Annotated in this window: 10 protein-coding genes and 1 pseudogene; 6 read left to right on the forward strand and 5 right to left on the reverse strand. The window is 64.8% G+C overall.

The genetic code is table 11. From position 1 onward, the window contains the following. The first annotated feature begins 202 nt into the window (after positions 1-202). The 3 genes from B3I25_RS02190 to B3I25_RS02200 all read left to right on the forward strand — a co-directional run bounded on the left by B3I25_RS02190 (position 203) and on the right by B3I25_RS02200 (position 2,210). Positions 203-421 carry a hypothetical protein gene (locus tag B3I25_RS02190; protein ID WP_286737668.1) on the forward strand — a complete coding sequence of 73 codons (219 nt, stop codon included), beginning with the start codon at positions 203-205 and terminating at the stop codon, positions 419-421. Between the two features lie 767 nt (positions 422-1,188). Continuing rightward, the gene (locus tag B3I25_RS02195; protein ID WP_239320296.1) at positions 1,189-1,614 is read left to right on the forward strand and encodes a DUF6941 family protein; all 426 of its coding nucleotides are present in this window, start codon (positions 1,189-1,191) and stop codon (positions 1,612-1,614) included. 263 nt (positions 1,615-1,877) lie between these two features. Continuing rightward, positions 1,878-2,210, forward strand: a complete 333-nt coding sequence (locus tag B3I25_RS02200) for a DUF2283 domain-containing protein (RefSeq protein ID WP_286737669.1) — start codon at positions 1,878-1,880, stop codon at positions 2,208-2,210. A 55-nt stretch (positions 2,211-2,265) separates the two neighbouring features. Here the strand turns inward: B3I25_RS02200 and B3I25_RS02205 are convergent, their stop codons facing one another. The 5 genes and pseudogenes from B3I25_RS02205 to B3I25_RS02225 form a co-directional block, all read right to left on the reverse strand. Then, positions 2,266-2,679: a hypothetical protein gene (locus B3I25_RS02205; protein WP_286737671.1), complete on the reverse strand. Its 414-nt coding sequence runs from the start codon at positions 2,677-2,679 to the stop codon at positions 2,266-2,268. A 125-nt stretch (positions 2,680-2,804) separates the two neighbouring features. Next, positions 2,805-3,182: a hypothetical protein gene (locus tag B3I25_RS02210; RefSeq protein WP_286737672.1), complete on the reverse strand. Its 378-nt coding sequence runs from the start codon at positions 3,180-3,182 to the stop codon at positions 2,805-2,807. A 6-nt stretch (positions 3,183-3,188) separates the two neighbouring features. Further along, the gene (locus B3I25_RS02215; RefSeq protein WP_286737673.1) at positions 3,189-3,347 is read right to left on the reverse strand and encodes a hypothetical protein; all 159 of its coding nucleotides are present in this window, start codon (positions 3,345-3,347) and stop codon (positions 3,189-3,191) included. Positions 3,348-3,386: 39 nt separating this feature from the next. Further along, positions 3,387-3,758 carry a M23 family metallopeptidase gene (locus B3I25_RS02220; RefSeq protein WP_286737788.1) on the reverse strand — a complete coding sequence of 124 codons (372 nt, stop codon included), beginning with the start codon at positions 3,756-3,758 and terminating at the stop codon, positions 3,387-3,389. 66 nt (positions 3,759-3,824) lie between these two features. After that, positions 3,825-4,064: pseudogene (locus tag B3I25_RS02225) on the reverse strand (N-acetylmuramoyl-L-alanine amidase); the annotation flags it as partial. Positions 4,065-4,147: 83 nt separating this feature from the next. Between B3I25_RS02225 and B3I25_RS02230 the strand changes: the two are divergent. The 3 genes from B3I25_RS02230 to B3I25_RS02240 are packed head-to-tail and all read left to right on the forward strand — an operon-like array spanning position 4,148 to position 5,911. After that, on the forward strand, positions 4,148-4,495 hold the full coding sequence (locus tag B3I25_RS02230) for a helix-turn-helix domain-containing protein (RefSeq protein ID WP_286737674.1): 348 nt from the start codon (positions 4,148-4,150) through the stop codon (positions 4,493-4,495). Beyond that, positions 4,495-4,869, forward strand: coding sequence for an ImmA/IrrE family metallo-endopeptidase (locus B3I25_RS02235; protein ID WP_286737675.1), 375 nt, complete (start codon positions 4,495-4,497; stop codon positions 4,867-4,869). Before B3I25_RS02230 ends, B3I25_RS02235 begins: the two co-directional genes overlap by 1 nt. Position 4,870: 1 nt before the next feature. Further along, positions 4,871-5,911, forward strand: a complete 1,041-nt coding sequence (locus B3I25_RS02240; RefSeq protein WP_286737676.1) for a site-specific integrase — start codon at positions 4,871-4,873, stop codon at positions 5,909-5,911. Positions 5,912-6,000: the final 89 nt, after the last annotated feature.

Genomic DNA, 6,000 nt, shown 5'->3' on the forward strand with positions numbered 1-6,000 from the left:
ACTCTGACCCCCTAGGAGGACCCGTGGCGAAGAAGCCCAGCACCCCGAGCTCACCCTGACCGACCAGGAACGCACCGACCTGCTCACCGCCACTATCACCGAGCGGACGGCCAAGACTAAGGGCACGGCGATCGTGCTGCGCCGCGAACCACACACTGCGTGGACCCAGTACGGGCAGCTGCCGCCCGGCGTGTGGACTCGCATGTCCCGCAGCATGTTCTGGCTCGTGATCCACTTGTTCCTGATCTTGATCTCCCTGGGCCTGTGGCTCGTGATCTTGTTGCTCATGGCCCTGGTCCCGCGTGACGCGCACTTCCGCATCGACATCATGAGCATCACCCCCACCGGCGCGATCCAAACCGAGTCCGTGCGCGGCCCTGGCAAGGGTCGCAAGCTCACCCGCGAACTCGCCGCCATATAACCCTCAGGAGAGACCCTTTGAATCGACGCATTCCCGCACTTGTTCTGCCCGTTGCGCTCGCGGTGTTTGGCCTGACGGGGTGCGGCGGCGGTGACACACCAAGCGAGACGCCCACCCCGTCCGCCAGCAACACGAGCGCGTCCCCGAGTCCATCGAAACCAGCCGCAGCAACCCCTTCGGCGACTACCAGCAACGAGCCGACCGTATTCCCGGACCCGACCGAGTCGACCGCCCCTGCTGAAGCCGCACCGACTCAGGCCCCAGCAGCGGGTGCAGATGAGGTCCAGCAGTTTTTCCAAACCGGCGGGCAGTGCATCTCCGACGTGTGGAGCTCGTCTATGCCGCGCACGGACGCCCTGCAACAGAAAGTTGTTGACTACTGCGCCGCGAACCAGCTGGGGGACTGGGCGCACGGTGTGGACCCAATGGATCCGAAGAACTACGGCGGGCAGCAGGACGTCCCCGAGACGTCAGAGGCCGCACGAGCCGAGGAGATTGCGAAGTGTCAGGCCCTGGATATGAATACGGCGATGTCCGGTGATATCCAGTACTGCTATATGGAATATGGGATCACCCCGCCAGGCGCACCAGCTTATGACCCGGGAGCCACACCGGACGTGGCGGGGCCCCCGGCTCCGTAGCTCGCCCCGGGCATGACGAAAGTGCCCCCACACCATCGTGGTATGGGCACGATGTGTGGGGGCGGAGACCGATCAGGATGAGTGTCGAAGCGTCTACCCCCCTTAAGATCGGGCTAAGGTCCTGACATGAGCGATGAGATGCAGGGTCCAGAACTCGACTACGCCTTCCTGGCGGAGTACGCACGCGTTGAAGACGATGGGCTCACTGCGGTGGGTGCAAGCTACACACAAGTAGCTGTGGCCACCCTGCCCGTGACTTACACCATCTACGTCGCAGGACGGTTCAGGACGCCGCAGAATGCGGACCCGTTTTCGGTGGCAGTCACCTTCGACCCTGGGGATGACCAGAGCAGAGTCCAGCTCCAGACAACTATGGACCCCCAGCGCGAAGGACGCCCCTATGCCGGAAAAACGGGTGTCACCTTTGCAGTCGGCTTCCCAGTGCACCTGCCTAACCCCGGCCTGTATGAGGTGCGCATTGAGCTCAACGAAGTGATGGTCCGGCGGCTTGCGTTCAGTGTCAACAAAATTGGGGCAGCTGATCCATCGTGAAGTTGATCCTGTCACGGCACGCTCGCCAACGCGTTGCCGAGAGGTCAATTACCCTCGATGACATCTGGGACGTACTCACTGCCACGGACCGCATGAGCGTCCCGGGTGGCAGCGCTAAGGTTTGCTACATTGGGACGACAACCGCTGGGCGCCGCTTGAAAGTTTGCCTCAATGAGTACATTGAGGATGCCTCACCTGTCGATGGCCGACTTACAGTCGTCACAGTCCACTGGTACGATCGCTAAGGCAACCAGGAGAGTCCAATGAAGACCCCGCAGATCGAGTACGACACGTCGTTTGGAACGGCTTATGTGAAGCTGAACAACCGCGAAGTGCACTCAACCACAGAGTACGACGACGTGATTTTCGTTGACCGCGACGTGGACGGTCGTGTGGTAGGTGTCGAGCATATCGACCTGAACGGCCCCTTGCCGGTTTCCGATCTCGTCCGGGCGCTAAGGCTCGACAGCTCGGAGAGCCATGCGCTTGAAGAGGCGTCTAGGACTTTGGTTCAGCTGATGAGCTCCACGTCCATGTACAGCACAGATGGTTCCCTCCATATGAACCCCAATGCATGGCAGGCTGTGCCAGCTTGACATGAGAAAAGCGCCCCACACCGCGATGGTGTGGGGCGCTTCGTCTTGGGCGGGGTCAGGCCGCGGTGGAGCCCCCGCCGGGATTGCGGTCGAGCTGGGCGAGCTCAGCCTCGAGCTGCTCGACGTCGTCGGGCTCCGCACGCTCCGCGGTGGGGGTGAGCGGCTCGTCTGCCAGAGGAAGAGGCGGAGTGACCTGCGAGGTGGGGGCCACTGGCAGGATCGCCGCCGTAGCCTCCGAACCGATCACCCGCAGGTGATCGGACTTGAGCCACCCGGTGATCACCCCGGCCACTGACACCAGGGAGGTGGCCATCGGCACCGCGAACGGGCCGAGAACCGACAGCATCTCCGGGGTGACGGCCGCGAGGAACGTTGCGACGAACGTGAGCCCAAGGCCCACCACGAGCGGCCAGAACACCTTGGGTGAAACTGTGTCAGGGGCGGAGACGATCTTGGAGTCAGCAGCCATGTCAGGCTCCCTTCTGCGTGTCGTGTTCGGCGTCGGGAGCAGCACGAACAGCCGCGTCTTTGCCCTCGAGGATCTTGCGGAGTGCGGTGGTCTTCTCCGGTCCGTCAGGAAGTAGGCCGTCCAGCTCAATGGCCAGAGCGTGAAACTTCTGGGAGACCTGACGCAGGGGCGCGGACAGGTGGGAAAACTCGAAGTACCTCAGGATCTGTGCAACCATGTCGGGCTCCCTTCCGGATGTTGTTGCGGGTGTCGGTGACAAGCTGGTACGCGTCGGCACTGTCGTTGACCTTGGCGTTCTTGTACCCCCACACCGCGAGCGCGATGGTGGAGGGGCGGACGGCTTGGGCGATCGCACCGAGTAGCTGTTCGGCCTTCTTAGTGCGGAAGCGCCAGACCTGGCCGAAGGTCTGCTTCTTGCCGTTGATGTCGGTGAACTCGGCGTGCTGGACGCCGCTGCGGATCTCTTCGCGCACGATGCGGCGCAGGTCGGCCTCTGTGGCCATGTCGAACTAGTCCTTTCCTGTAGTGGTAGAGCCCTTGCCAGTGGTGGGCGAGCCTTGCCATGTGGTGTAGGTGAGCGGCGCGTACCGCTCCTTGATGTACGGTGCGGGGTCGATGGCGCCGAAGTACCCGTTGTCCCAGTTCGGGCTCGGGGGGATCAGGGACACGTGGACGTGGGGCCCGGTGGACGATCCGGTGTTGCCGGGCTAGCCGATGATCTGCCCCTTCTCAACCTTGTCCCCAGGGTTGAGGTTCGTGCGGGAAAGGTGCGCGACCCACCATCGCGAGTTGATGCCGTTGGCGGCGCAGGCCATGATCCCGCCGCCGGTGCGCGTGTCACCGGGCGCGGCCTTGATCTGGTACTCGCGGATCGCCCACTCACTGGGACCGCCCCACAGATTCCACGACCAGTCCGCGTGGCGGATCACGCCATATTCCGGGGCGAGGATCGCTGTCCCCACTGGTGCGCCGTAGTCGATGTCGCCGTGGCCGGCCCCGTAGTTGTAGATCGTGGCGTTGGCGTAGAACGTCTGCGTGATCGGGTACATCTCCGGTACGGGCCGCATGGCTCCGCTCACGTCACCACCTCCTGTCTGTCCTCGTGCGAGCCGGTCCAGGCGGGCGAGATCCCACCTGCCCGGGCACGTCGTCTGTGTGAACTGCTTGTGCGGGTACAGGGGGTGGTCGCCGTAGCGAGCGCGCAGCCAGGCGATGAGCCACGCGACTGTGGCGTAATCCGCGTCTGTGGCCTCCGGACGGCACTCAATCCCGATCGAGGTGAGGTTCGCGTCCCAGTCGCCCGCATGCACAGCTCTTCGATGGTCGTGGTGTCCATGGGGGGAACTCCTTTTGATGTCCCCCATTGTGACCCTAGTTCGATTCATAACGCCATCCCAAGGTTAAAACGTATCGTATCTGAATGCGTCTCAGCGATACTGAGTGACACATGTGCAGTTAGACTCAGGGCGTGACCACAGGAAGCAACTCACGGCCCGCGCCCGCACCTAACGCCTTCGCCCGAGCCGTCAACGCCGAGCTGCGCGCCATGGCCGGACGCCGCACATGGTCCCAGCGCCGACTCGCGCAGGAGGCCGACATACCGCAAAGCACCCTAGGACGAATGGTGTGGCTCGAGACCCGCCCGCTGACCGTCCATTACCTCAAGGTCGTGTGCGACGCCCTCGGGGTCGACCCCCTGAGTATCGTCGCCGCAGCGGAGCGCACCTTGCGCGAGCAAGCCAGCACTCAGCAGGACTACCGGCTCGCGGCCAAGACGGAGGGACAGCCCGACGTCAGCGAGGAGGACTACTTCTGATGTACGACCCGATGGACCATGCCGACCGTCTCGGGCTGACGGTACGGCACGCCCCCTCCCTCGGAACCCTCGGACTCTACGCACACGGGACGATCTGGCTGCGCGCTGGATTGTCTCGGCGCGTGGAGCGGTGCGTCCTCGCGCATGAGATCTCACATGCGATCCACGGGGATGAACCCACCAATGATCCTGCGCTGTACGCACGACGTGAGCAGCGCGCCGACCGGGAGGCCGCGAGCTGGCCGCTCAGCAAGCACGACTTGAGACGGTGCGCTGCGGTCACCGACGACCTCGGCGCGTGGGCGCTCGAGCTCGACGTCACCGGCTGGATCCTCACCGCACGGCTACATGACCTTGAGAGGCAGGCGAGCTGACATGGCGTTCATCCGGGACCGCTGGCACGTCACGAATCCGGCGACAGGCCGGAAGAAGAAGAGCGACCGGTACGGGACGGGCTTGCGATGGCAGGTGGAGTACGTCAATGGCGACGGCGCGGTGCGCCGGCGGAGCTTCGCGTACCGCGAGCTCGCGGACGAGTTCTGCACCGAAGTGAAGGCCGAGCAGCACCGCGGCGTGTACCGACGCGGCACGGGCCCGGAAACGTTTGAGGACGTCGCACAGCAGTGGCTCGAGGCGCAGATCCACCTGCGGGAATCCTCCCGTGACGGCGCCCGCATGCGCCTCACCCGCACCGTGTTCCCCTCCCTCGGGAGTCGACCGGTCACCCTGATCACCCAGGCCGATGTCCACTCGGCTGTGGCCTTATGGTCGCTGGACTACGCGCCTTCCACCGAGAAGGTGGTGCCCCTCTCTGACGAGACCGTGGGCCAAGTGGCCGCAGTCATGCCCCCTCACCTCGAGGCGCTGGTGCGGCTGATCGCCGCGACAGGGCTGCGCAGCGGGGAAGCGCGGGGCCTGACTGGGGGCCGGGTGCACGAGACGCACATCGTGGTCGACCGTCAGATCATCCGGCTCGAGGGCGGCGAGCCGGTGTGGGGTCCACCCAAGACCACGACGTCGCGGCGCAAGGTGTCGATCGGCCCGATGGTGTACGCCATGCTCACCGAACACCGCAAGCTGTTCAAGTCAGGGGCGGACGGGCTGGTGTTCCGCACAGCGACCGGCAAGCCGCTGATGCGCTCGGCCATGTCCCGGGCATGGCGCACGGCGCGAGACAAGGTCCCCCTGGCCGGGTCAGGGTGGCACCAGCTGCGGCACTACCACGCGTCGAAGCTGATCGCCGCGGGCCTGTCCCCGGTGGCCGTGGCCCACCGCCTCGGGCACAAGGATGCGACGGAGACGCTGCAGACGTACGCCCATCTGTGGCCGGCGGAGGACCAGGTCATGGCCGCGCAAGGGGACTCGATCGTCGCCCCGGTGATGGGCGGGAACGTGCGCGCTCTGCGCAGCAGTTGAGGCCGTCACGCCCCGTACACGCCCCGCAGACATGTTCCCCTGGTCAGAGTCTTGCAATACAGATCCCGGCTCACAGGCCCACCTGTCCC

Origin of the sequence: Kocuria sp. UBA1838, assembly GCF_002338785.1 — a bacterium.
Lineage (GTDB): Bacteria > Actinomycetota > Actinomycetes > Actinomycetales > Micrococcaceae > Kocuria > Kocuria marina.